Raw genomic sequence first — 26726 nt, 5'->3', positions numbered from 1 at the left:
CCCGATATATTGGAGTTAATGACCCGATCGAAGACTCACTTTCATCCAGGTAAAGAGGATTATGTTCGTGACTTTGTAAATATCTGGGGACCACGAGCCTACTATGTTGAGGATCATATTCTACTTAAGGTACTAGCTGATGAGCTTTTTATTGGCGTCATTGGCATGAGAGGGCCAACACTTAAAAGAGACTTTGCCGAACTCGATCTTTTATTTGTTGATAGTCATTTAATAGGTAAAGGCTATGGGCGCTTGCTATGGAATGAGGTCATCAATATCGCTAAAAACCAAGGTTGGCAGATATTTCGTTTCATTTCTGACAGTATCCCTCAAATTGTTGGTTTTTATCTCCATATGGGAGTAAAGCTAATTGACGAAATTAATCTTAGTTCAGGGGCTTTTCCCATCATGGAATTCCAGGTTTGTCCAACCTCGTCATCCTGAGCGCCCAGCCCCATTGGGGCAAATATCGATAAAGACCCCGTTATCCCGAACATAGTGAGGGATCCCCGGGATTAGCACAGTGCTACGCTCAGGAGATGTCTCTCTGCGCTCGACATGACGTAGGTCTTTGGGGGTGTAGCGAAGGATCTCCTAAATATGGTGAAGTTACTTCTCCTATAGAAATGGATAAAATTATAGGGTATCTTCCCTCGCCATAAACCTAGTGAAAGGGAAATCATGAGGGATAGAAAGTGGCTATTTATAGTTTTAATAATCATTTCCAATCTAGTATCTGCCAGGAATTTTAATATGCAAAATACTCCATCTAATATAGCAATAAAAATCAAGGACCTTTGTGTAGCAAGAGCAAAGTCACCCGGTGATTTTACTGAATTTACTAATCAATTAATGGCCTTAGGTGTTATCAGACAAACCTATGACGTATTAGAAGACAGTCTCTATTTTTATTCAAAAGATACAATGTTGTACCGCTTAGCACTGTCTGAAACTACAAACAAAGCAAACCAAACTAAATTTATTTTTGGGGATAGCTTAGATGAGGCTAGAGTCAAAAATGCTATCGAAAATCTAGATACTAAAAAGCTATCAGTCTTTGAATTTCACCGCGAACTTGCCCAAGCGGGTATTGTCTATGTGAGCGTATTTTTAAATATGAAGACAATCTATTACTTTGGCCAGGATGGAAAGTACTTCCTTGAAAAGTATTAACTATGAAGAAAAAAGCATCAACCTACCCGGGTTTTCTATTGGCTTAAAAATTTGGCATGCAGATTGTCCAAATCCTGTACTTTGCTTACATGGCAAAATGGATAATGCAGCAAGTTTTGATTTTTTAGCGCCCCTATTTCCAGATAGACAATTTGTCGCTGTAGATTACCCCGGGACTGGAGTATCAAGCGCCTATCCCGAAGGTGTGATGCCTAATTGGAAAAATGACGCTTTTTTAATGCTACATCTGATAAAAGAATTAGGCTGGAAGTCTTTTGATATTATCGCCCACTCGCTGGGCTCACTACTAGCAACAACCATCGCAATTGCCAAGCCCCAACAACTAGGCCGTATGGTTTTTCTTGATATTTTAGGGCCAACAGCCAATTTCATTGAACAAAGAATCAATTATTTCCACCATGATTTAGAAACCTATTTATCCTTTAACCCACAACAACGCGCCCTATTTGTTGATCAGGAATCGGCCATTCGCGATAGGATGAAAATTGGCAATATAAGCTACCATGCAGCACAGGCTTTAGTTAGGCGGGGAACAATAAAAGCAAAGGATGGCTGGTATTGGACCTTTGACCAGCGATTGCGCTGCCTGAGTTCAACACTGCCTGCTGAAGATGAATTAAGACAAATGCTTAGAGCTATTGAAGTTCCTGTTGGCCTTATTCGTGCCAAACAGGGGGTTTCCTATCCACAAGAGCTCTTTCAAGATAGAGCCCAATGCCTAAGCGATTTAACAATCTATGAAGTAGATGGCGGCCATCATGTTCATATGGATAACCCAGTTCCAGTTGCGCATTTTATTTCTCATTTTTTTGGGTGAGTTTCCTGAAGAGTGGCTGGGGACTGTGCTTGAACCACCCCTCTTCATCTCCTAATCCGCTAACAAGATTGCCAAATAATTTACAGGTTGCTCATTTAAATTAGATGTTCTATGCCCTTTCCCTGTCAGATCTTCAGCCAATAAAATATCACCCGCTTTAAAAGCTTTAATTTGGCCACTGCTTGTTTCTATTTGCATCACACCTGATAAGACTATGATAAACAACCGTTGGGCAGGATTATGCCAATCTTGTGCTGCCCCACCCGCCTCACCAAAGAATAGACTTTTTGTGGGCAGTAAACGTGTGACTAAACCAACCTTGGCGGGAATTAGGGGTTCTTCTGCTTCTTTGAAATAGGAATTACCATCCTTGCCGGTATACAAAATTGTATAAGATCTAGAATTAGCAGCCTGCAAAACACTAGTTGCTCCTAAAACAATCAAAAAAATAAAGCTGACAAAATATCTCATAGGTTCCGTTTAAAAAATTGATATAAATCAGTATATCACGTGATAGTTATAACCTAATTTGCTTGACCATCTAATTTTTGTTTAAATTGGAATCAACAAACTACAGAAATAAGAAGATTACTATGGCTAAAGGGAATAAACGCAGGGTTAATGGACCAACAAAAAGGATTTCTTCCAATGCTGAAACTCCTGATTATTTAGCCCGCATTGGTGGCTATTTCCTTCTATTTATCGGTGCAATAGGCGTTATTTTTACCTCTCCGTTATCTTTAGTCCTGGGGTTTATCGGTTTCCTCGGCGGACTACTCTTCGGCAAAGCTTGGGATGCAGGCTTTGTAGGCGCAAGAATTGGCTCCTTGGGTTCTCTCGATCTGACTCTTTACGGTTTAGAGTTAACAAACGCAACTGTAGAGAATGAAGAGCCAAGCCAGAAACAATTATTAGCAACTGAAAAACTATCGATAAAGATTGATTCGGATAGTGAGCAAGAGCAAGAGCGAGCGACTAGATTAAAAAAAGTCCCGCGTAGGAAAGCGCAAGAGCCAAGCCCATTATCATCTGCCAGTGTTAGCACTGTTTCTACCACCTTTTTCGCAACAACTGAGAAAGAGCCTCTAATTAGTGGACCCAAACCCCATGGTGAAGGATCCCCGAAACAAATCGATGAAAAGTTCCCCCAAGCTGATACAAAAGCTGGACCATCACATCTGCCGAGGCTAACTGATGGACGTAAGGTAGGCGATCGATACATTGCGAACCTTATTGCCATTAACCTAAATACTACCTTAGCCGCATCAGCGTTTTTGGATCGCTTGGATCAAATGTCGGACAAAGACATTCAGGATTTTGTTAACCAACTCGATTCGGAAGGGTTGGAATCTGTATGGCTTCATTTTAATGACTCGGAACTTGAACCATCGAAAAGGGAATACATCAGGCACAAATTTAGCCAGCTGATAGAGGCACTGTCTGAGGAACAATTTAAAGCCGCTCTTAGTACCCCTAATTTTCTGCACATCCTAAATAAAGATGCCTATGGCGAGACAACTGCCGAAACGTCACAAGTGCCGAGTGATAAACGGAAGGTCGGTGATCAATACATTACAAACCTTATTTCCATTAACCAAGACACCACCTTAGTCAAGTCAGAGTTTTTAGATCGCTTGGCGCAAATGTCGCCCAAGGACTTGCAGATTTTTGTTAGTCAGCTCGATTCGAGAGGATTAGATTCTGTATGGTTTCATTTTAATGGACTAGAAATTGAGCCATCAAAAAGAGAGTATAACAGGGACAAACTTGCCCAGCTGATAAAAGCACTGTCTAAGGAACAGTTAAAAGCTGCTTTTAATTCTGCTACTTTTCTAAACATTCTAAATAAAGATGCCTATGCTGAAACTGCAGCGACTACCTTAACTCGCAAGCAATTACAGTTATTTGCATCCGATGCAAAAAGACAAGAACTGCTCAATACCTTAGTAAAAAAACTTAAACCCTCCCCCCATTTATTAGGCAAACTTCTCGCAATTATGCCTTATGCGAATGAAACTCTGCGGGAGGCGCTACTACAACAGATTGCCCATTTACCCTATCGCGTATCCTTTAATAAAAAATTAGCTAAACTAGCTCAGCATTACATTGATATTAATAACAAAATATTTCTCGCAGACTTTGATCCTAATCAACCGAAAGTCGAACGCAGACCTTCAAAATGGGCTACCGTACAAGCTGCGACAACGCCTGTCTATAATACTGCGCCCATTAAAAGAGAAGATATAAAGGATGACGCCTTTGATGAATTCATTCAACATTTGAATAGTGAAAGCTATCTTATTTATGAACAAAGTATCGTTGAGGTTTTAAGTCATTTACCCGATTACCGAATTAAAATGCTTGTCGAACGTGCCTCCCTGCCTGAATTTGATTCTCTCTTAGATAACCTTTGGTTTATTGAAGCAAAGACAAACAACGCACTATCGTTCCTGAATAATCGTGAGGAGCGCCTAAAAATCGTTTTGCTGAATTTATCTGAGCCACAATTAATCCGAGCTGAGAAGCAAAATAAATTTTGGGAAATTTTTAAAAATAAGCAAGAACCCTTTTGTAAAATGGCTGCCAATGTTTTAACGCCCGAGCAATTTCAAATACTTATCGCTAATACCCCACTTGAAAGACATGAAAATTTCGCTGTACTCATTAGCCAGATTAATAGAGATACCCAAGCTGACAAAGCAAGACTCAAAAAAGTTATAGAAGCAATTCTGCCCTATACTACGCCATGGCTTGCCATAGACCTAGAATGGAAAATAAACAGTTTTAATGGGCCAGTGTATGAGCTGCTTATCAATAAATTGAAAAAGCACCTTAGTGAATCTTTCCAAAATCCAAAGGTTGCACAGAAATATAGTGATGATCATGAATTAGATAAACAAGCTATTTCTAATCTAGTTATAAAGTCCGAACCCGTCGCTAGTCTTGGGTTATAATCGGATAGCCTAAGCGTGTAATAGGATAGTCGGCGCTGTTATTGCGAGTAATGCAGTGATCACCGACGTTAACTACATCAAAGCCGTACGGGCAGCACTCTGTGACGCTTCGAGACACGGACTATGCGGCTTAGCCGCAAGAATCTAAATTTGTTTAAGATTTATAGCTTTGTAAGGGACAAAAAATGGATAATCCCCGTAGAAACTCGAATTCCCGCGGCTTGACCGCGGGATCTGATTGCAGCACAAGCTCCATAGACCCACCGTCAAGCCGCGGGGATTCGCAATGAACTAGAGGTTTTCTAGTTTTTGTCCCGTACAAAGGATTTATAGCAAAATTCTGGCTCTCTTAATATTTCATTAATTTTTATTGTTTAGAATGACCAAATAATAGACATAGTGAAATATATCCATGAAAATTAGAAGTAAGAGAAGTGTCGGGTTCCAAAATGTTTATACCCATGAAGAAGCACTCCCAAAGAGTATAGCGCAACCAGAAAAGAAACCATTTATAATCCTGACCTTACCAGCAGACTCTAGTCACATCAACTATCTAGCTCGTAATTTTCCTCTATTCAAACAACTGGGATACTCCGAGATTCAGGGTGCAACACAAATTCTAACAATCACCAGCAACAGAAAGGTGAGTCTTGTTATTAACGCTATTCTTGCAAGCCCGGATTATAACCATGATGAAAATACTGAGTTACTGAGCAGCTTAAGAAGTATCGAGCAACGCTTAGCTAAACCCAAAAACTCTAAAGCTCTACCACCTAAAAGTAAGGCTCAAGAAAACTATAAGCCCGTTAATGCCCCAATTGTGAGAGAAAGTGGAGCACCAGAACCTTCTCATAGCGCAAGCAAAGTAACAAAAGGCGATGGCTCACCCATTGAAATTTTAAAAACAGAAAAGTCTGGGCGACGAATCACTGAGATTGAAGCCTTTAATGGCATGCTCTTTCGTCTTGTACTTAATGACCGCACCCCAAAGGTCAGAAGTGTTCATGATGCTGATGGCAACAGAGTCGGCGTGCTCTCAAGAGCGATAGATAACTTTCAATCCTTACATGATTATTATCTGAAACAGCAGCAACTGACTGGGGCTATGCGTTCGCCACCGCAGGCAGACCTAGTCAAAGCAGGTATTGGTAGAATATTAGCAGCAGCCTATTTCGGTGAAGAACGCGATATGCATGGCGGTAATGTTGGCTATGACCCTGTCGCTAAGATTGCCTCCAAAATTGATCATGATCAGGCATCCTGGCCAATCACTTCAAAATACCAAAACAGAAATCCTAATAAAGTAAGTACAGATTTGGGTGAAAGGGAATATGGCGTAAAACCCAAAGATACCTTTCCGATAACCCAAAGAGATATTAGTAACTTCCCACATCTAGTAGATGCAAAACCGCGTAATTTTCCTGAATGGACTGATAGCAGGCTTTTAGATTTGAGCGGAATAGAAAATCATCCTGAGTTTGTTAAAGATGTATTTTCGGTTTTTATTAAAGGCGCCCTATTCGATGCGAAGATTTATCGCGCTATCGCAAAGGAGACGCTTCAGAATCCAAAGTTTCAAGAACGCATGGTAGCTCACAAAACCAGACGCAGTGAAATATTAAAAGAAGAGCTTACAAAGAACGAAAAATTTTTAGATTTTCTCCTCGACAATCCTAATATTAAAGACCAGATCATCGCTGAATTGGGTGAGTACAACAATGACTATAAAGAAGGTAGTCCATTGCGCCTTGATCTTGTGGATTTAGCTAATAAATTTGATGAGCTTGTGCAGCAAACCATGGATAGAGTCAGAGTGCCATTAATAGCTAAAACACTCTTTATGACAAACTATCAACCTGATCAGGATATTAATTTATATCAATATAAAGCAACAGCAATTGCCTCTGATAGAAAACAAACAACCATCGATAATATCAGAACCACTTGCAATATTAGCGAGAACAAAGCTGAATTAATTTTTAATAAAATCAAAAAAGAATGGGACACTGAGCCGCAAAATTCCAAAGAGCTTGTTATCGAGAGGAATGCTGCAAATGCTCTTAAAGAGATTTTAAACGATATCATTAACTTAGATGGTAAGTTAGGAGTCTTTGGTGGTAAAAAACGCACACTAGACGACGGTAGGGAGATAAAAATACCAAACGGTGCTGCTGCTATCTTTGATCTCTATCAACAATATCAGAATAATGATAATGTCTCAGCGGTTACAACCCTAAACACTATTATTGCGCAAGCCTCCCTTTCAACGGCTTATCAAGGACATGGTTGGTTTAATCAACGCCAGACTCAAACCACTGATTTTTACCATAATATCATTGCGATACCTCAGGCAGCTGTCGAAAATCAAATTGACAATACACTGATGATATAGACTTGATTTTAAAGTCTTGTTAAAATTATATCTACTTTGGGCAAATTTAGGATAAATTTTGGAAGAAGAACTCCCTGAAGAAATTCAAGACTTAATTCTTTCCTTTCTTCAGGAAAGAGAACTGCTTCTTACCAGCCAAGTGTCTAAACGCTTGCGAAGGCTTTCAAAACGACATCTATTGGAGCAGTCTTATTCTTTAGTTAAAACGCTAATTGCTGAAGACTGTAACCACTTGTCGATGTTGCTAAAAAATCTTCAAACCGCCTATAACGAAGCTTGCAAATTTGAAAAAAGGTTCCTCAATTTTAAAATTGCATTTAGAAAATTGTCATCTGATGATGTTTTGAACTTAAAAAAAGAAGTCATTGATCTTGCTATCAAAAAAATCAACGAGCATATGGAGAGCCAAGAAGTAGAGTACGATCAAGAAACTAAAGCCATTATTGACGAATATGACAGAGCATTAACTGATGATACCATTAGTGATAGTTTACGTACCGCCCTTTATGAAGCTGTTTATCCAAAAATAGAAAAGGGAATTAAAACATACAACGATTTTTTAAGCGCAGAGTTGGCTTCATGGCAGCATCGTGCAGAAGAAATCAATTTCCAGAGAGAAGGCCCACCCTGTAACGTCATTTGAGTCACGAATGTAGCCTGCAACACCCAACGTCATCGCGCACATAGTGAGGGAGCTCTTAGCATTTAGGAGATGTCTCACTCCGTCTGACATGACGTACCTCTTTGAAAAATCAAAGTGCTCAAGAATATCTAGCTTGATCTACAGGATTTGTATAGCATTAGCCGATTAGAAAAAATCTAAAAGTTAGACACATGATTTTAAGACGATTAGTCTTGGTATTTATTGTATTAGGGATCTTGAGCTGTACTAAGAAAGTTGAGCCCCCTAACAATCTGCCGCTTAAACAATTTCCTTCAAGCACAAACAGCTACAAACCTATCGAAAACCTACCTTCCTTTGGTTGGTGGCAGCAATTTCACGATAAAGAGTTAGATCGTTTAATTGAATTAGGCCTTAAAAATAATAATGATATTCATATTGCCATCGCGAACCTGCATCAAGCCCAAGGCGCTTTACAACAGGTAAGGCTCAGCTGGATACCTGTTATAAAAACCTTTGCAGGTTATTCCACAAACCCCGCTTTAGGTGCGCCAGGCGGTTTTTACGGGATCTGGCCCTATTATGCAGTCAATATCATGCAGCTTTATTCGCAGCAAAAGCAGGCTAGCTACAATGTGAATTACTTCCAAGAGGCGGTTTCCGGAGTTCGTCTACTCGTAATTGGCCAGATCAGCGCCTCTTACTTTACATTGATGGCTCAATTAGAACAGTTGCGTTTGATCAAAGTGTTGGATAAGGATTTAAAGACCTTAATTACCCTTAGCACCCAGGATATTAAGATTGGTTTGGCCAATCACCTTGATTTAGACCAATTAAAGGCCGATGAACGGCAAGTCGCAGCGCAGATCGCCCCTATTCGCCATAACCTTGTTGTCAGTCAGAATGCGCTTCGTTATTTTATTAACGACTATCCTGGTCCAATACAGTCTAAAAATAACTTTGCACAAATCGATTTCAGTCGTTTTAAACCAGGAAGCCTGCCTGCTCAGGTTTTAAATAATCGACCTGATATGAAGATGGCCGAATACGCGCTAAAAGCAGCAAAAATGAATATTAATATTGCTTACAGCAATTTTTTCCCTCCCCTGCAATTGGATGAGTATGTCGGTGAGTCCCATCTACCCCATAAAGTCTTCTCGAAAATGACAGACGCCTATTTCAATGGAACTCTTGCCCCAAGCAACTTGGGAACAATTAAGGCAAGCAAGGGAGCCTATGAGGCTAAGATTGCTGAATTTATTAAAACAGCCAAGCGTATTTTAAAAGAAGTGGATACGGACTATTCAGCCAATAAACGAATGAATGAGCTCTATTTGACTTATTTAGCGGCTGAAAATGACTACCGCCATAAATACAAGTTACAACAAGGTCTATTAAAAACCGGGTTAATTTCTTATAAAGACTTAATACAAAGTAAAATCTATTTAGATAATTTGGCCTTGTCAGTGAATCAGGCAAAGTTAGAATTAGCCATGTCCTTAGTTGTCTTATATCAAGACTTAGCTGGTGGATATGCGGCAAATAAGGAGGCAGGCCTTCAATGAAACAAAAATTTGCGGGGTATAAAAGAACAATTAAACCTTATTTAAAACGATTAAAGCATTGGCTTACCTTTACCCATACAGTGATTTTGATTGGCGCGTTAACAACCATTATTTATCTTTTTTCATTCTTGTTTCCCTTTACTGATAATGCCTTCGTAGTCAATAACGTTAGACCCGTTGCAGCACTTACCAATGGGTATATTACCGGTCTTTATGTGAAAAATGGCGACACAGTGCAAAAAGGCCAAAAGCTATTTACTGTATTCAAAAAGCCTTACCTTTATGCAGTGGAACAACTGAGCGCGGATTTAGCTGCGGCAAAAGCACAGTTAGCAGCCTTGAAAACAACCTACGAGCGTGATTTGAAACTGAGTGACAATGAGCAGCGTAGCTATACCCGCTTAGACCAAGACGATAAAAAATATCAAAGGGGCTATCAATTAAAATCGGTTTCGCTTATTACCTTGCAAAACTCAAAACAAGAGACTCAAGCAGCAAAAGATAAATGGGATGCTTCATTAAAACAGTTGGAAATTGATAAACATCAAATTGATGTGCAAGGCCATCAAATTCAATCGCTTGCAGCAAGGCTTAAAAACGCCAAGGTTAATTTGGCGCTTACAGATGTTTATGCCCAAGGCAATGGAATCATTCAAAATCTATTTTTTACCCTGGGAACCCCGGTCAATATTAATCAACCGCTGTTCTCCCTGGTGGATAGCGATAACATATTTATCCAAGCTAATTTTAATGAAACCGATTTGCGCGATGTGCGTAAAGGCTCAAGAGTTCTTATTTATCCGCGGATGTATTTAGGTCGGAAAGTGTTTCATGGCATTGTTGAATCTGATTATTGGGGCGCTAATCGCCAGCTTGTTGATAATCGAACTCAACTGCAAAATGTAACGAATGAGAATCAATGGATCCTGTTACCGCAGCGCCTTCCGGTGATCGTTCGCGTCACCGATCCCGATCCTAACTTTCCCCTAAGAGTAGGAAGCAGCGCCTATGTTTATATCCAGGTTTAAGAACTGGCTTGAGGAAGTTGACCCCTATACTATTCAGCGAGGCGCTCTCCACAAAGCACTATTTATTGCTATTGTCATTACTTATGTTTATTGGTTCTTTTTGCCTGTTAATTATCTATCTTTTATCCTGCCCTTTTTTATCGTATCGCTTTATGAAACCCCAATACTCTCCAGTTTTAAAAAGAAAGAACAATTACTACTCTTCAGTAGTCTTGCAGTCACCTTCGTTAGCGTATCGTTCTATCTGGTTTATCCCTTCCGCGGTACCTTTTTCTTTTTTTCTTTATTCGTTTTAGCTGGACTTTATTTTTTAGTATTGCGTTATTTTTACGCTTTAAAAAGTTTAGTGATGCTTGTCTTATCAACAGGCACCATTGTTTTAGGTACAGAACCGGAAGCTAATTTACAGATTGCCTATGGCATTATTTCTTCAGTCGCCCTTTCATCGATTACTGTGATGATTTGTTTAAAAGTTTTTCCTAACCAATATCTCAGAGTTTGGAATAAGGCCTTGCAAGGTTTCATAAAATATTTTGAAGAAGACATCGAAAATGCCTTATTAGAGAATAATCGCAGATTTATTAAAGAACCAATTATCCATTTTGAAATGGTACGAAATTATCAGCGCTTAGTTGGAAAAAAATACCTCCTAAGCAGTTATAGAGTGGCGGTCTATATTCGTAATATACAAATTTCATTAGATAATCTTTATTACGAGCAAAAGACTGAAATTTTTTGGAGGTCTGTTAAAACTAATCTTAATCATCTTCGCCTGAATATGGATAGTTATACGCCCTGCCCTCCGCCAAAAATTGATTTTCCACCACAAACTAAACTACAGCACTATATAGTCGATTGCTTAAATCGCGCCTTTGCTCATTGGAATAACTTATGCAGACTACGGCACAGTTAAAGAAAAAACTAGATTATGCTCGCTTTATACATTTGGCTCTGGTCTTTATGGTTGCTATGTTCCTTTATTTATTTTCAACTATCCCCGAAAAACGTTGGATTTTATTAACTGTGTTAGTCGTTAGCGCGGGAATTGAACCTGGGCTTGTAATTCGCCGCTCTGCGCACCGTATAGGAGGAACCTTTGCTGCTTTATTAATTTTGATTCCCCTAATTTATTTAATGCAATTAAATTATCGTTTTATTCCCGTTTTATTTACTCTTGTAGTCATTGGATTGAATGTTGCCTCCTTAAATACTCGTCGCTATGACATTAGTGTTTTTTTTATTACTCTCTGTGTGTTTCTCTTATTAGCGCAAACTACAGAAGCTAATTCTCCGCAGGGTCCCTTTGAAATGATGATTAATAGAGGATTTTGCACTTTAATTGGCGTCATCATTGTCTTGTCAGGGGATTATTTTATCTTTCAAAGTTACCGTTATTCACAGAAGCTTTATTTCTTTCATCAAATGCTGATTTACAATTTTTTTAAAAACAAAGTCAAAGAAATCAATCACTGCCGTCAACAAGGCAAGAATGCTTTTCTCTTTATTGAACGAACGCGATATCAAGTGATTGAACATTTTGCGCCTATTTCAATAAGCTCGGAAAATTTAAAACTTGAAAATAAAGTCAGTGCAAAAAGCAAAGAGCAGATCGATCTTTTCCAGGAAACTATCTGGGAAATTCGTCGTTTACTCTTCGCTCTTTGTATGTCTGAATTAGTATTAAGTTCGCCTGAAAAAACGGAAAGACATCTGCAACGCTTTAATGACTTAATGAGTAGAGCCAAGGAGAATTTTGTTTATTAGTAGTTGCATAGTATGGGCTTAAAGTATATTTTACCGCCGGTTAATTGAAATAATTGAGGTAGATTGGGCTGTTAAGCCCAATGGCACTTAGAAAGCTATACAAAAAAGACCGATAAGGCCCAGCTCATGCGCCAAAGATTCCCCTCTCCCCCACGCTATGCGCGGTGGGGAGGGATAAATGAAGATACTGATCTATTACATAAATATAAAGTTAGGTATGTATTAAATGGAAAGAATACGTTATCGCGAGGATATCAATGGTCTCAGAGGAATAGCTGTTCTTGCTGTTCTTTTTTTTCATTTAAATCTTGGAATACTACCAGGCGGCTACGTAGGTGTTGATGTTTTTTTTGTCATCTCAGGTTATTTAATTTCTAGCATTATCTATAGAGAAATTCTAAATAATCGCTTTTCTTTAACTACTTTTTATGAGCGCCGCGCAAAGCGAATTCTCCCAGCCCTGTTTTCAACAATTCTTCTTTGTTCACTGATGGCCTATTGGCAACTTTTTCCAATAGAGCTCGTCTCTTTCGCAAAATCGGTTATGGCATCTGCCCTGTTTTCCGCAAATATTTATTTTTACTCTAGCCTTGGTTATTTTTCACCCGCGGCCGATGAAATTCCTTTATTACATTTATGGTCTTTAGGTATAGAAGAACAGTTTTATATACTCTTCCCCTTCCTTTTAATGTTCCTAGCCCGAAAATCGTTCAAGGTACTAGTTATAACTATTATCTCTTGCCTAGTAATCTCACTAATCTTATCTCAATGGATGTTGTATAGCAGACCTACAGCAGCCTTTTACTTGCTACCCTTTCGAGCTTTTGAGCTTCTTATCGGCTCTTTAGTAGCAATTGGCCAATTACCTCGCTTATCAGGTAAACAGCTACCATTCATTGTCAGTGCTACAGGATTTGGAGGCATTCTTTACGCTATATTTTTGTTCAATCCCCAGACAAGATTCCCTGGATTCGCAGCTTTGCTACCTTGTATAGGCACGGCATTAGTGATTTGGGCAGGTGAGCAGGCATGCCCTTTACTGAATAAAATGATAAGTATTAATCCATGGCGATGGGTAGGAAACATATCCTACTCATTATATTTAATGCATTGGCCAGTTATAGTGTTTACCAAACGTTTTTATCCTCATACCGAGCATTTTATCTATCCTGTAATAGTAATAACGCTTTCCTTCATTTTGGCTTACTTAAATTACACCTTTATTGAACAGCGCTTCCGCCATCTCCGCCCTCAACTCAATCCCCAAAAAGTCTTAGCCGGCTCGGCCGCATTAATTTTTCTTGTTGCGCTTACTTCCTCGCTAACCATTTATAAGCATGGATTCCCTGATAAGCGGAATAAGCGCTTAAATAAAATACTCGCCTATGTGAATTATGATTATAAACCTGGCTATCATTACGGTACTTGTTTTCTGGATGAGAATCAAAATCCTGATCAAGTTGATATTGCAGACTGCCTGCCGCAGGAACCGCAAAATAAATCCGCCATTTTATGGGGAGACAGCCATGCAGCCCATTTATATGAAGCCTTCAAAGAGAATTTAGCGACGAAGGGATATTCAACTGGGCTTCTTTCTGCTTCAGCATGCCCTCCTATCATAGATATGGATGTGACTGCTCGACCTTATTGCAGAAGATTTAATGAAATAGCTTTTGCTAATATTTTAAAAATCAAACCTAAGATCTTAATTTTATCAGCAATATGGTTTGCTGATCCCCATACTATGGATATGCTTGAAAAGACCATTCAACGCCTTGCTAAGGAAAAAATACAGATCGTTATTTTAGGTATAAGTCCTATATACAAGGCTAATGTCCCACTATTAATTGCCAACTTTTTAGTCATGAAAATCCCAATGCAACCAACCAAAGATATGCTGGATGTAGAGTTTTTAGCCCGCACGGATAAAATAATGCTTAAACGCTTTGGGGGAAGGAATGATATTCAATATATCTCAATAATGGATAGCTTCTGCTCCGACTATATCTGTCCGCTAATGACAAAGGCTGAAGTCCCTCTCTATTATGATGGTGCTCACTTCACTGCAGCAGGCTCAAAATTAGTTGTGAAAGAGCTCAGCCCGTTAATCTTGGGGGCATAAAACTCTTTTCCAATCTCATCTCTTAATATTGTAATAGGTCCCCCCCGTCACACGAACATAGCCCGTCATCTCGAACATAGTGAGGGATCTTCGGGATTAGCACAGTGCTACACATCAGGAGATGTCTCTCTGCGTTCGACATGACGTACGTCTTTGGGAGCATAGCGAAGGATCTCCGGGATTAGCACTCTGCCACACTATGGAGATGTCTCTCTATGCTCGACATGACATACGTCTTTTCTCTTAATATTTCATTAATCCACGAATGATAAAATTCAAAACAATTTGTAATAATGTTGTTAGAATCTAATGAGAGATAAAAATAATTTTAAGAGAAAACTGCCACATCGCTCGACTTATCACACAGTAAATCACTATGACCAGAAAAGACACTCTTCTTCTAAAAAAAGCAGAGATGAGCACTTCGATCCCTTTATCTTTTCTCCCGAAATGATGGATTTTGATCAATTAACGCCCACACAAAAAATAATATTTCTTCTAGGGTTGGGTATAGCTATAGCTAGCTGTATCCCAAATCAAAATATAAGGATAGTTGATACCAAACAAGCCCTCCTGCCAGAGAGCCATAACAGATTTTTTGCCCCACAATCATTTAATAGTACTACTGTGGTCCCAACACCACCTAGCAGCCAAGCGCTACCGTCTGTGCCCTTGGTAGCTAAGGATCTAAGTTCAAATTTGCAACTTCAAATGGGAATACAACTTAGAGATTGTCAATCAAAATCAAATGGGGTTAGCGCGGGTAAAATCTGTCTGATTCAGGGCAAAAAACATAATCTTAAAGCCTGGGGAAATGTAGATGGCGCAGAAGATAGATACTCTAATATTCTTTTAGGGATGCATAACCTCTATTTCATTAAAGAAAATATTGGCATCAGTATTCCCAATATAAAGCTTATCTATGAGAAAAATGGCAAATATGTCTCATCAGTAGGTCAGAAAGTTCGTGCTGAAAAATACCTTGCCTCAGAATTTGTAGAGGATTTTAATAATTTCAAAGATCTTTCTCGCAACTACACAAGAACTGTGATCAAAGCAAATCATTTTAGAAAAAGCACAGCGCCTTATTTAGAACTCGAGGAAAACATACGAGAAAACATTATCGAGCAAATAGGAGAAGAGGGCTTAGCTAAGCTTGCTGTTGCAGGAACCTTTATACAAGATCTGGTTATGAATAATGGTAACTGGGGTATCGCAAATAATACCTTGGTCGTTGTTGATGCTGATCATTCACCACAAAGCTTAGAAGAATACCTTGCAGAAGCCACTAAAATGCCAAGGAATATTAATTTAGGTTTTTCGATACAAACCCTCGAGCATATGGCAACAATTTACAAAGAAATGCAGCAAAAATTACCTATCCGTTTTCATCCGAAAGTTGATTTTAATGTGGAAGATTATCAGTTTTTAGTAGACCAATATTTAATCTCTACAAATCAAGCCTTAGAAAAATTAAAAGCGACTTATCCCGATTTGCCAAGCGATAAACCCTCAAAACTGGTTAATAAGGCCTTGTCTGACGCATTCAGAAATCAGTTTTTAGAATACATCTTAAATTCTTCTCCTCAGGTTAAAGCATGAGCTCTGGCTTTTCTTAAACCCCCTATCTGTAATTGAACGCCTTGTCACCCAACTCCACGTCATCCTGAGCGCAGCGAAGGATCTCCGGGATTAGCACGGTGCTACATTCAGGAGATCCTTCGCTGCGCTCAGGATGGCGTAGTGTTGAGACCAGGAGGGACATGACCTATTACAGACACTTGTGTAGATAACTATGGGCTTGACCGTGGGGTCCATGAAGCCTTCACCACCGTTAGATCCCGCGGTCAAGCTGCGGGAATTCGAACTTTTTGGAGGATTTCTTATTTTGCCTTGTAAAAAGCGCCTTAAGTTGCAATCTACTAAGCCTTAATCTAAGATTTATCCTTTCCCAATAAGTATATATTTTGACATACTGACTAGAAAATTGAACTGCCATTCATGGAAAGATAATGAGCAAAGAAGAATTTAAAAGAGCTATTGTAGAGTTGCTAAGGGCTTATAAAATAAGCGATCGTCGTTGTTTCGACAACCTCGTCATCCTTATAAAAAAATACCACCCACCTCCCTCAGAGGATCTTAAAGAGCATTCGCAGTTTATTCTGATAACCGTTGTTGAGCAACTTATTGAATTACAAGAAAATATTCCACACGAAACCTTATTTAATTTCCTCCTAAAACTAGTCCCCTTAGTAGAAACAAATAATCTGGTCTTGCAAAGGCTAAAAATTACCCTGACTAACGCTAGAGAGCGTTTGAACAGATTAGAATCTGAGGGGATCCCAGGTTACATCGGCATTGGCCGGGCAATTATAGCGACTAATGCAAGTTTCAACAGGTTATTTAATTTTTCTAAAACCAGCAACTTTGAAGCCCATATTAAAACAGATCATGTCGAAAAGACTCGGCGACTTAGTGATGAGGGTGATATAGCGCCGCTGTTTTTCCAAGGTCATATTGAAGATAGAACGCTTGAAAATAAACGCCAGAAAATGAAAGAAGAGATTAATCGTGCGCTTCATCTCTTCTTATCCACATTAATCCTCCGACCAAATCCTAATCCTGATCACCTAAAACAACTTGCCCTTATTTCTGCCTTAGGCGCTGATTGCTTAAATCCATCGCTGCTTACAGAGGTTAATTTATTAGATACCTTTAACCTGCTTGTTGAATTGGGCAGGGATTTCATTCATAAAGATCTCGCTTATGAAGCACAAATTAGCCTTAAGTCACTTAAGCTCAATGATCCCCTGGCCGCAAAGGCCTTCCTGCGGTTAATGATGGATGCTATTTGCTCGGTCTACTGCAGTAAATTGAAAATTGCCTTTAGCGAATCAGATAATAAATTTTTGTTATCCCTAGCTGTTTCAGAAAGTGATTTGCACTATTTTGATGCCAAGCTCTTGGTGTTTGGCAGCGAGGCTTACTTCTCAGAGATACAAAGAAACCTTGCGGACAGCAACACAACACTGACCAGAGATAATGACTCGGGAACTATTGTTCTTAGCACCCCAGTAGCTAATGCAGGGATACGCAATGACTTCGTTTGTTTTTACCCTAACCAATTAACAGAACACTCACCCCTAAAGCCTAATAAGGATTTACCTGTCGCCTTACAACGAGCCATTCTCAATATCTCAGGAAATGGTAGATCTTTGCAGCCATCCTTGTTTCACGAGTTAAGAGGCGAATTATGTGCTTTGCTAACAACGCTCCAAGTCCCTTCGCCGCCTAAAATCTCTAGCCAGGGTGAATTACTCGATAATATAACTATCTTACATCGATTAGTTGCTAGCCAATTCAACGATAAACATCATGCCTTAGTACCAAGAACTTCTCAGGTCTCCTTTGCTGAGGATTCAAGCTCCCTCTCCTCAAATAGTGACTCGCTATTAATAGAAAAAAAGGCATCGAAAAATTCGGCTAAGTGGTCACTCAAGGATGTTTCCCCGATGCGTCTTTTTGGTGTTTCTCCTAAAAAACAGCGGCCCTCATCAGCAAAAAAGCCAGTAAAATCAGAAAAACTGCTTAAAATCGAAGACAGCGAATTTCCCATTGCAGAGCTTGTATCCAAACTCTTGCCCTCCTTACTACCCCCACAAAAATTATTGTCTTACTTTGAACTAAAAAATCAAAAAAGTGATGAGAACAGCGCTGAGGGTGCTCTAAACCCCATACAGGAAGTACTGGAGATATTAACTTTTTTGCTTTGCCAATTTGACAACAAATCGCACAATAAATTGTATGAATGTCTTAGAAACTTGCATGAAATTTATAGTAACTTTCCTATGAGTGATTTGCCAGCCTTGCTAACAGGTCCTAAATTGGGAGCAAGATTGCTCCCTCAGCAAGATGGGCAAAAGTTGCTGGGTATTGATTCACATGGACAAAGAGGTGCAAGCTTCTATGCCGGAGCATCTCATTTCGTAGTCCATGCCAATGGTGTTCATTATAAACAAGGAGGCCGCTCTGGTTTAGCGACTGGTACAGAGCAATTCGTACAACGGGTATTAATGGAATTATTTCCCAATCATTGGCCCTTCTTTTTAACACCAACAACCTTGTTGCAACTTTCCAATGTTCATACCGACGAGCAGGAAGAAATAGAACCTACCTTTATAAATGCTAGTTTGACAGTCGAAGGCATATCACTTGCTGATTGGTTATTTATTAAGGAATCAACAGCAATGCTTGAAGCGCGCGTCCACAAAGAGGGTTTAATGGCCGCGATAGGCTCTTGGATTTCTGAGGATTACATTCCTGAGAAATCAGCGAATGATTTATATAATGAGATTATTCAAAGTCAGCTCAGTAAAAAACCTGAGGAGCGTTTAGAAGAATTTATTGAGATTAAGGGTGATGAGATTTCCGATCGTTTGGATCAGGATTTTAGAAAAATAATCAATCAAGAAGGCGAGGAAAAGGCCAGACGAATTTATGCCTTCATCCTGAAATGGCCAGAGCTTGTTGCAGGATTAAAGCTCTTTGAAGTGGTCAAGTGGGTTCCTCTCTTTAATCGTTTGCCAGAACTTTTTCTACGCATCAGCAAGGACAAGATAAGCCCTCTTGTAGAAAAAAAAGCACCGATCCTTGACGTGGTTAGCGATAAAATCTATGAGCAGCTAAGCTATTTTTGGGATTTACTTGACCTTCCCAGCACAGTAGCTTTAGCAATGGGATGTCAGGTGGTTAATCTGGAAGATGGTACAGCGGACAACTTTCAGGTTTGCATTGACTGGTCTAATCCGGATGAAACCAAGGAAAATACCTTTACTATAAAATGCTGGAGAATTGTCTGCTTTGATTTTGGCGAACAGGTCTTGGAGCACGCGATTGTCCTTGAACAACAGACGGTTGAGGCAAAAATTAATGCAAATCCCCCTGCTCTAAGGCATTGGGCAGGCCTGAAGTGTATCTTATTCTTTTTGCCTCCTTTGCAAAATGCATTAGTCGTCAATCTGGCCGACTCAGCAGAAAACCTGCTTTTGCGAAGCTTGGAAATGACGCATCAGCAGGATCTTGAGTATGCAAGATTGCAAAGTATGCAACATTTTATGCCAATTAATGCAGAGTCAGGTTTGGGGATCCCTCGTGAATTTAGTCCTTTTGACTTACCTGATATGTATAGCACTTTGCGTAAGATGCAAAACTTCACCAAGCGCTATCCTGATAGCACATGGAAAGATCTTTTTGCCTACACCCACCCTTTATTGGCCAAGGCTTATGAAATTGTTTATCTGCAATTTCCAACGCGTCCTACTAAAGCCTATCTGCAAATTGCCAAAACATGTTTGGAAGTGATACTGCCTCTGGATGAAACCTGGGTTGCCCCCCCTGATCTTTCTTTTAATATGAATGACTCAAGCAGTTCTCTGTGGCGCTTATTCAAAAAAACAAGCTCCCCCCCTACAAGTCCCAGATCATCAAGCTCTTCAAATATATTGAAAACACCTAGGCAGCCTACCCCCAGATACACCATAAGAGATGAGCTCGCACAAACAGAATATAACCACCACTCCCGCCTAATACCGGCCCCCAAGGGTGTATTTTTCCTGGCAAAGGAGCTGGGATTAGAAAGTGCTTTAATTCGAGTCGCGCAACGCTTTCGCTGGGATCTCGCACCAACTGAGGCGAAATTATCCTGGCTATCTTTAATTATCAAAGTGATTCCTACCGTGACCCTGGAGAATCTAAAGATACCTGCCATTTATCTGAATAATGTAGTTGAGCAGGCATTAAGTTCTATGAATGCTGACCACAGGCTGGTTGCCAAGTGGTTGCTTGAGCAACCAGCTAAAGTGAAAGTAAATACTGAACAGTTACAATTGGAAATGACTAATAGCCTTTCCTCGGGCGAGTCATCATCAGAGCTCTTGACGGACTTATCTTCTGGGTCTGGCTTTCATTCGATGAATTAAGGACAGATCCCGTGGTCAAGCTCATAGGTATCTACACAAGTGACTGTAATAAACGCACGTCATCCAGAGCGCAGCGAAGGATCTCCGAGATTAGCACGGTGCCAGGTGCCACATTCAGGAGATCCTTCGCTGCGCTCTGGATGACCTAATGTTGAGACAAGGAGGGACATTTGTGTAGATACCTATGGGCATCAACCACGGGGTCTAGCCTTTTGCTATAATTGAGCCATACAAGCCAAGCATAAAGATAAAAAATGCCAATTTTAACTCAGACAGAACTCCAGCAACTTTTAGATGATATTGCCGAGGCTAAGAAAAATACCCCTCCTGGCTCTAAATTCCCGCTAGCCAATTATCTTAAAGCAAAAAACTATTCACCCATTTTACAAGACCTCGATTTTGCCTCAGAAAAAACGGTCAAGATGACGCAATTGCAACGTGCTGATGGTAGTTTATCAAGCCTAACAACCGTGCCGCGTAGAACAGATTTATTAACTAATATTGATTTCTCAGGTTGTGAACTATCAAACTGTAACTTTAATGAATGCGACTTAACAGGCTCAGTTTTTTATGATCAAATTATTCACAACTCTTCTTTCAATAATGCGGTACTAAACCATAGTTCCATGCAAAACGTTCAATTTAGAGAGGGACAATTTAACCACTGCTCCTTTGCCTATAGCGAATTAGCTCAGGTTCATTTTGCAGATAGCCTTTTTCTTCACACTAATTTGAATTATTTAAAGCAATTTGCACAAGTCAATTTTGACAATTGTTTCATAGAGCGCACTTCCATGTTGGGCGGCGCGAAAGACGCTAGTTTTGAACAAAATTATGGGAAGAATAAGGTAGCTTTGATACTCCTTTGCTGGAATGACAGAGTCCCTCTAATGTCTGCCACCTTGGCTGAAAAAATGTTATTGGAACGGGGAATGTCTTCTGTTCGGATGGATATCATGGCTGAAGTCGATGCCAGCCAATTAGATCAAGAAATCAATCAGCTGAACCTGCTAACTAAAAACAGAATACAACAATTAAAAGATGAGGTACTCCATAAGGCCCAAAAACGGGCTAAAAACGAGCAAGACGCCGCAGCCCTTTTTGCAGAAGAATGGAAAAAACAAGGGATCAGTTTCCCTTTGTTAATGATCCAACTGATGCGAGAAGAAAATGAGAAAAACACAGCGGCATTCCCACAAATGAACGCCCTTTACCAACATGCCAAAGCAGTTTTTGATAAGGTTGACGGCATCATGTTAACCGGAGGACAAGATATGGATCCTCGTTTTTACGGGGAAGAACGCCACCCAAAGACCGGTTTACCCACTTATGCTGATCATCCAGAATTGAGTGACCCAAGACGTGATGTGCTTGAATTTAGCTTAGTCTATATGCAACAGCGCGCTTCCGCACCAAAACCCTTATGTGGCATCTGCCGTGGTTCACAAGTCATTGCAGCCTCCTATGGCGCGACCATTTATCAAGAGCTTGATTCGCCAGAAAGACGCCAATATTTTGTTGAAACCTTGCAACCCAAAGAGGTGAAACCGACAGCCCCGCTTCATTCGACAAGCAGGCACTTAGTAGCAACAGCCGATAAAGAGGTTCTTAGTGCTATCTTTATGCATCATCAAGGTTACGATCTAACTAAGGCTCACGGTCTTGAAGCAACCGCCTCAACACAAACCTCCGGGGGCAAAATGATCGATGTAGTGGGAGAAAATCTGGCGCAAAATGTCACCTTAGTGCAAGCGCATTTGGAATATTACGTAGACAAAGAAGAGGGTACGCAGCGTGGTTTTGCCCCCCATATGAGTGCCAATGCTGCAGACGCTGTATTTCAACAATTTCAAACAAGAGTCTTAGCCTATCGAAACAGCCAGGTATTTTCTCATTCAAAATCTGCCGGTTTTTTTACGACATCCTCCACGACTACGGATGAAGATGATAATACTCCTTCTGTAGAGTCGCAGCCTTAAAAATGATCCTCTCTTCCCCACGCTCACTGCCATTAAGTTAAGGAAGGTTTTGTCATTCCTGCGAAGGCGGGAAACTATTTCTAGCTAAGCACTGTGCCAATGTAGAGATGGTTTCCCGCCTTCGCGGGAATGACAAATGCCCTTAACTTAATAGCAGTGACCCCACGCTACGCGCGGTGGCGAGGGAGTCTTTTTCACTGCACGATAGCAAGGAGACAAATCAATCAAAATACCAAGCCACATTACCAGTAACAGCGTGGTCCTGCGCTTGCTCAGCCAATTGACCATTGTAACTGAGGCGAAAATTTAGCTTACGACTCAAATTATGCCAATTAAGCCCCGCATCAACCATTAAGGCATTTTTGGCAATTGGTGCGCCGTAAATGTTAAAAGGAGAGCTGCCGGAGATAAAGGAAAAGGTTGTTTTGGGTGTAACCTGATTGTAAGCATGTTGCCAACCCAGCGTGACCTGCTCATCGATACCGAAACGTTCCCCTTGATAGAGTACTGTGGCTTCACGCAAACCTAGGGTAGAGTATGGTGTGCTTTGGCTTCCCTTGCCTCTTAAGGCTGCAACACCACCATGTTCTTGCCAGTGCTTGGTACTCACATCCACATAAGCCACTCCAGCAAAAGGTTCCAACGCTAGTTGTTTTAAATTAAAGGGATAGCCTATTTCTGCAAAGCCTTGCCCGCTATAGGCACTGTAATTAGCACTCAAGGGATTAAAAAAGCCGTTAAATAGAACCTGGCGACTCATATCCACGCGATGCCAGGTATAGGCAGCTCCCGCTCGAAGTGAGGCACCATGCACGAGAGCTCCGCCGTAGACGCCGAGGGTATAATTGTCTACATCTGCCCAGCTGCGTCGAGCACTAATATCGATATCGCTATGACTGTACCCCGCTATTATCCCTAAGCGGCTTCGCTCAGACATTCCACGATCCGCACCAATAAAGAAACCTTGATTTCGGCGATCAACCTTGGCTGTGTTACGATTTCCTTCAAGCTCTCCCCAAGCGCCATAACCCTGAGCCCACAATCCCCAGCCATTTTTGTTGTCCACCTCTTTGGCTTCCTTTGATCCCAGCAACAATAGGTTATTGTTAAGTCTGCCGAGGGCTCTTTGTAAACGATTCAAGGTTGCTTCCCGTACATAACGACTTGATTCAGTCAACACTGACAGAACAGAAACATAGCCCTCACCTGATAAAGCATCAAAAGCTTGTTGGGCTTGAGGAGCCGTCACCAAATTAGTAATCGCGGTTACTAGAGGAGAAGCAACCATTGTCTCGAGAGCATTAGCGGTATTCTGCTGGTTGGTTGTCGCTGCAAAGGCAGCTAAGAGAAGCGTGCTACGCGTTACATCTAAATAAACATGGTTAGCATCGTAGATCAAAGACAGATTAAGGAAGGGTAGATTCTGGACAAGACTATCATAGCTGCCACTCACCCCAGCCTGAGCAGTTAAAATGGGATAAAGAGTCCCGGCGATATAGGTACCATTGGCTGCGAGAACTTGTACGGCTCCCCCATTGATAGTCGCCTTACCACCCACCACAAGCTGATCAGATTGACCTGAATTATTCAGCTCCACCAAATAGGTTGAACCAGGATTTTGCGTGTAATTTCCTAGAATAGTCAGTATCCCAATGGAATTACCCGGGGAAATGGTGCCACCCAGCATTTGCACATCTCCACCTATCGTCCCATTACCGCCCAAGGTTCCGCTATTAACTGTGGTCCTTCCTTTTGCAGCTGATTGGTTTCCATTAATCAGCAAAGTTCCTGCGTTAACCGTGGTATTCCCTGTGTAATTGTTGTCGCTCTGTAAAACAACAAGGCCTTCGCCGGTTTTGCTGAGACCACCACTTCCGCCTAAAACACCAGATAGCTTCAACTGCTCATTTGCCGCTAAAGCAACTACCGAAACAGTTCCATTCAAAGCAATACCAGCAGTTGCAGACAAGCTAAGGGAGGTTGTGCCTCCAGATTCATGACGAGTTGGATCACTGCCTCCCAAGGCCGTATTTGCATTTGCACCACGAATTGTACTACCACTTGCAAAACTGATAGCGCCGTCCGTACTTATGCTGTTGTCACCGCCAGCCACTAAGACCGCGCCAGAGCTTAGGGAGAATGAAGAACCACTACCCTTTAACTGTATATTCCCTGCACCTACCATGGCATTAGGAGAAATAGCAGTTGGATTTGCAACCTCATTTTGACTGTATAAATACAGCTCTCCCCCTTGAACATTAAAACTCGTCAAGCCATTAGCAAGTTGTGTAAAAAGATTGGTCCCGCCCAAGGCCCAGGTACCTGCTCCTAGCTTATTAATGAAGGTATTTGATGAATTTATCGGAGCGTCCATAGGGTCGCGCATATCCAACAGCCCGTTGGCATCCACAGCTGCATTTAAGGTACTATCAGCCCCATTGAAGCTGGTAAAGCTAATCGAAGAAGCTTTATCATTAGCCGCATTTCCGCTGAATAGAATTTGATTACCTGCTGAGGCAACAAGGTTTAGCGTGCCTCGGTCGTTATAAATTGCCCCAGCAACATTGCCAGCCAGATTACCTATAAAACTGGAATTTATAAGAGTTAAGGTACTAACCTGAGAATTCACAATTGCCCCTCCGACGCCGGTGGCAGAGGCTGCATTTTCTGTAAAGCTGGAATTACTAATGCTTGCTATAGCATTGCTAATGTTAATCAAGCCACCGCCATTGACAGCCAAATTGCCATTAAAACTGGAGTCACTAATGCTGAGCGTACTACCAGCATTAAAAATCGCTCCGCCAGTGGAGTCGAAGGCACCATTCCCTTTAAAAGTGCTGTTCGTTACATTCATGGTAGAACCAAGGTTATTCTCAATAGCCCCTCCACCAAAGGTAGTAGTAGTTGCTATATTTTGTGTAAAGCTAGAGTTTGCAATATCCACAGTACTATTAACAACATTACGTACCCCCCCACCAGAATCAGCAATATTTCTTGCGAATGTTGAATCCCTGATAACTAAAGCAGTATTGTTGCTATTACTAATCGCTCCCCCACCAAAATTAAGACCTAAATTTTCTGTAAAATTGGAATTAATAATGACTGCCGTAGAAGAGTTGGTATTATTTAGACCGCCACCAAAACTAGCAGCGTTCCCAGCAAAGTTTGAATTAGTTATGGTAAGCGAACTAGACTCATTCTCAATCGCACCACCAGAAAAGTTAGCCGTATTCCCGCTAAAGTTGGAATTAACAATGACTGCCGTAGAAGAGTTTATATTATTTAGACCACCACCCAAACTAGCAGCGTTCCCAGCAAAGTTTGAATTAGTTATGGCAAGCGAACTAGTATCATTCTCAATCGCACCACCAATAATGTTAGCCGTATTCCCGCTAAAGTTGGAATTAATAATACTTGTCACACTAGAGCTATCGTTATTAACCGCTCCGCCAGCAACGGCATTATTTCCTTGAAAAGTGGTATTGCTAATACTTAGGGTGCTATTGACGCCTGAACTACTAATCGCTCCGCCAATAACACTAGCTGTATTATTACTAAAGATAATCTGTGATCCCGCATCTGCCTCAATATCCACCGCCGCACCACTGAATATTCCAATGGTTCCGCCAATTGGACCACCCAGATTAAAACCATCGATACTTAGGGTTGCGCCATTATTAACTTGAATGGTAGCTGCTTCAGGGCTAAAGAGTGATAGTTCTCCCGAGGCAGGGGAAATGGAGTCATTTGTACTGACAATCAGGGCTGCGGCTGAACTAGCGCTGGCAACATTTGCCCGAAATGTTGCCTGAGCGCTCTGCAAACTAGCAAAATTGGCTGCCGTAGGGTCATTAGTATAATTTTTGATAGCTTGATTTAAATTAGTAGTGGCTGTCTGTAAAGCACCGCTAATAGCTACTGGTGTCGGCCAGGTTGCGGCGCGAACTGCGTTCCAAGGAGTAAATATCCCTAATGCCAATGAGGTAATCGATAGGATAGTAAATGGCGGGGAGATTAAAGCAGCAATAGCACGAGATACAGCGGTTTTTTTCGCAGTTGTGTGAAGCCTCATTACAATCATCCTTAATTTGAAAACAGACACAACTGAGTGTAAACCTATTAATACCTTAAAGAAACGCCAGTTCGGGATAAAAATCTTTGTGCGGAACAAAAATTTCTAATCGCAGAAAAATTCGAAGTCCCGCGGCTTGACCGTGGGATCTAATGTCCCTCCTTGTCTCAACATTACGTCATCCAGAGCTTAACAAAGGATCTCCTGAATATAGCACCGTGCTAATCCCGGAGAGCCTT

Annotated in this window: 16 protein-coding genes; 14 read left to right on the top strand and 2 right to left on the bottom strand. The window is 40.8% G+C overall.

Annotated elements, in window-relative coordinates:
* Window positions 1–18: 18 nt before the first annotated feature.
* The 3 genes from BN1094_RS18790 (at window position 19) to BN1094_RS06990 (ending at window position 2011) form a co-directional block, all read left to right on the top strand.
* Complete coding sequence (locus BN1094_RS18790; RefSeq protein ID WP_052403175.1) at window positions 19–444, top strand: GNAT family N-acetyltransferase; 426 nt, start codon at window positions 19–21, stop codon at window positions 442–444.
* A gap of 309 nt (window positions 445–753) precedes the next feature.
* A complete protein-coding gene (locus BN1094_RS06995) occupies window positions 754–1173 on the top strand; it encodes a DUF1398 family protein (protein ID WP_043873547.1) in 420 nt (139 codons plus the stop codon).
* Window positions 1160–2011: an alpha/beta fold hydrolase gene (locus BN1094_RS06990; protein ID WP_245614210.1), complete on the top strand. Its 852-nt coding sequence runs from the start codon at window positions 1160–1162 to the stop codon at window positions 2009–2011. The genes BN1094_RS06995 and BN1094_RS06990 overlap by 14 nt, the downstream gene beginning before the upstream one ends.
* A gap of 51 nt (window positions 2012–2062) precedes the next feature.
* On the opposite strand, the gene BN1094_RS06985 is transcribed toward BN1094_RS06990, so the two are convergent.
* A complete protein-coding gene (locus BN1094_RS06985; RefSeq protein ID WP_052403174.1) occupies window positions 2063–2482 on the bottom strand; it encodes a cupin domain-containing protein in 420 nt (139 codons plus the stop codon).
* Window positions 2483–2604: 122 nt separating this feature from the next.
* On the opposite strand from BN1094_RS06985, the gene BN1094_RS18785 reads away from it, so the two are divergent.
* The 11 genes from BN1094_RS18785 (at window position 2605) to BN1094_RS18780 (ending at window position 22415) form a co-directional block, all read left to right on the top strand.
* Entirely contained in the window at window positions 2605–4965 is a 2361-nt protein-coding gene (locus BN1094_RS18785; RefSeq protein ID WP_052403173.1) for a type 2 periplasmic-binding domain-containing protein, read from the top strand.
* Between the two features lie 412 nt (window positions 4966–5377).
* The gene (locus BN1094_RS06975; protein WP_043873545.1) at window positions 5378–7357 is read left to right on the top strand and encodes a hypothetical protein; all 1980 of its coding nucleotides are present in this window, start codon (window positions 5378–5380) and stop codon (window positions 7355–7357) included.
* Between the two features lie 58 nt (window positions 7358–7415).
* The gene (locus BN1094_RS06970) at window positions 7416–8000 is read left to right on the top strand and encodes an F-box protein (protein ID WP_043873544.1); all 585 of its coding nucleotides are present in this window, start codon (window positions 7416–7418) and stop codon (window positions 7998–8000) included.
* Window positions 8001–8191: 191 nt separating this feature from the next.
* Window positions 8192–9544 (top strand): TolC family protein, encoded by a 1353-nt coding sequence (locus BN1094_RS06965; protein ID WP_043873543.1) that lies wholly within the window; start codon window positions 8192–8194, stop codon window positions 9542–9544.
* Window positions 9541–10572 (top strand): HlyD family secretion protein, encoded by a 1032-nt coding sequence (locus BN1094_RS06960; RefSeq protein WP_043873542.1) that lies wholly within the window; start codon window positions 9541–9543, stop codon window positions 10570–10572. The genes BN1094_RS06965 and BN1094_RS06960 overlap by 4 nt, the downstream gene beginning before the upstream one ends.
* A complete protein-coding gene (locus BN1094_RS06955) occupies window positions 10553–11485 on the top strand; it encodes a hypothetical protein (RefSeq protein ID WP_043873541.1) in 933 nt (310 codons plus the stop codon). The genes BN1094_RS06960 and BN1094_RS06955 overlap by 20 nt, the downstream gene beginning before the upstream one ends.
* Entirely contained in the window at window positions 11464–12336 is an 873-nt protein-coding gene (locus BN1094_RS06950; protein WP_043873540.1) for an FUSC family protein, read from the top strand. The genes BN1094_RS06955 and BN1094_RS06950 overlap by 22 nt, the downstream gene beginning before the upstream one ends.
* 226 nt (window positions 12337–12562) lie before the next feature.
* A complete protein-coding gene (locus tag BN1094_RS06945) occupies window positions 12563–14458 on the top strand; it encodes an acyltransferase family protein (RefSeq protein ID WP_052403172.1) in 1896 nt (631 codons plus the stop codon).
* 309 nt (window positions 14459–14767) lie between these two features.
* Window positions 14768–16060, top strand: a complete 1293-nt coding sequence (locus BN1094_RS06940) for a hypothetical protein (protein WP_043873539.1) — start codon at window positions 14768–14770, stop codon at window positions 16058–16060.
* Window positions 16061–16470: 410 nt separating this feature from the next.
* Window positions 16471–20436 (top strand): hypothetical protein, encoded by a 3966-nt coding sequence (locus tag BN1094_RS06935; RefSeq protein ID WP_043873538.1) that lies wholly within the window; start codon window positions 16471–16473, stop codon window positions 20434–20436.
* 254 nt (window positions 20437–20690) lie between these two features.
* Window positions 20691–22415 carry a gamma-glutamyl-gamma-aminobutyrate hydrolase family protein gene (locus BN1094_RS18780; protein WP_052403171.1) on the top strand — a complete coding sequence of 575 codons (1725 nt, stop codon included), beginning with the start codon at window positions 20691–20693 and terminating at the stop codon, window positions 22413–22415.
* A gap of 220 nt (window positions 22416–22635) precedes the next feature.
* Here the strand turns inward: BN1094_RS18780 and BN1094_RS06925 are convergent, their stop codons facing one another.
* The gene (locus BN1094_RS06925; protein WP_043873537.1) at window positions 22636–26487 is read right to left on the bottom strand and encodes an autotransporter domain-containing protein; all 3852 of its coding nucleotides are present in this window, start codon (window positions 26485–26487) and stop codon (window positions 22636–22638) included.
* Between the last annotated feature and the right edge of the window lie 239 nt (window positions 26488–26726).

This window comes from Legionella massiliensis (assembly GCF_000756815.1).
GTDB lineage: Bacteria > Pseudomonadota > Gammaproteobacteria > Legionellales > Legionellaceae > Tatlockia > Tatlockia massiliensis.
Note: the sequence above shows the minus strand (reverse complement) of the source record. Positions and strands in the feature narration are given on the sequence as shown.

Coding starts and splice junctions, on each gene's coding strand:
- BN1094_RS18790 (WP_052403175.1), top strand. CDS start 19: ATGACCCGATCGAAGACTCACTTTCATCCAGGTAAAGAGGATTATGTT.
- BN1094_RS06995 (WP_043873547.1), top strand. CDS start 754: ATGCAAAATACTCCATCTAATATAGCAATAAAAATCAAGGACCTTTGT.
- BN1094_RS06985 (WP_052403174.1), bottom strand. CDS start 2,482: ATGAGATATTTTGTCAGCTTTATTTTTTTGATTGTTTTAGGAGCAACT.
- BN1094_RS18785 (WP_052403173.1), top strand. CDS start 2,605: ATGGCTAAAGGGAATAAACGCAGGGTTAATGGACCAACAAAAAGGATT.
- BN1094_RS06975 (WP_043873545.1), top strand. CDS start 5,378: ATGAAAATTAGAAGTAAGAGAAGTGTCGGGTTCCAAAATGTTTATACC.
- BN1094_RS06965 (WP_043873543.1), top strand. CDS start 8,192: ATGATTTTAAGACGATTAGTCTTGGTATTTATTGTATTAGGGATCTTG.
- BN1094_RS06960 (WP_043873542.1), top strand. CDS start 9,541: ATGAAACAAAAATTTGCGGGGTATAAAAGAACAATTAAACCTTATTTA.
- BN1094_RS06955 (WP_043873541.1), top strand. CDS start 10,553: ATGTTTATATCCAGGTTTAAGAACTGGCTTGAGGAAGTTGACCCCTAT.
- BN1094_RS06950 (WP_043873540.1), top strand. CDS start 11,464: ATGCAGACTACGGCACAGTTAAAGAAAAAACTAGATTATGCTCGCTTT.
- BN1094_RS06945 (WP_052403172.1), top strand. CDS start 12,563: ATGGAAAGAATACGTTATCGCGAGGATATCAATGGTCTCAGAGGAATA.
- BN1094_RS06940 (WP_043873539.1), top strand. CDS start 14,768: ATGAGAGATAAAAATAATTTTAAGAGAAAACTGCCACATCGCTCGACT.
- BN1094_RS06935 (WP_043873538.1), top strand. CDS start 16,471: ATGAGCAAAGAAGAATTTAAAAGAGCTATTGTAGAGTTGCTAAGGGCT.
- BN1094_RS18780 (WP_052403171.1), top strand. CDS start 20,691: ATGCCAATTTTAACTCAGACAGAACTCCAGCAACTTTTAGATGATATT.
- BN1094_RS06925 (WP_043873537.1), bottom strand. CDS start 26,487: ATGAGGCTTCACACAACTGCGAAAAAAACCGCTGTATCTCGTGCTATT.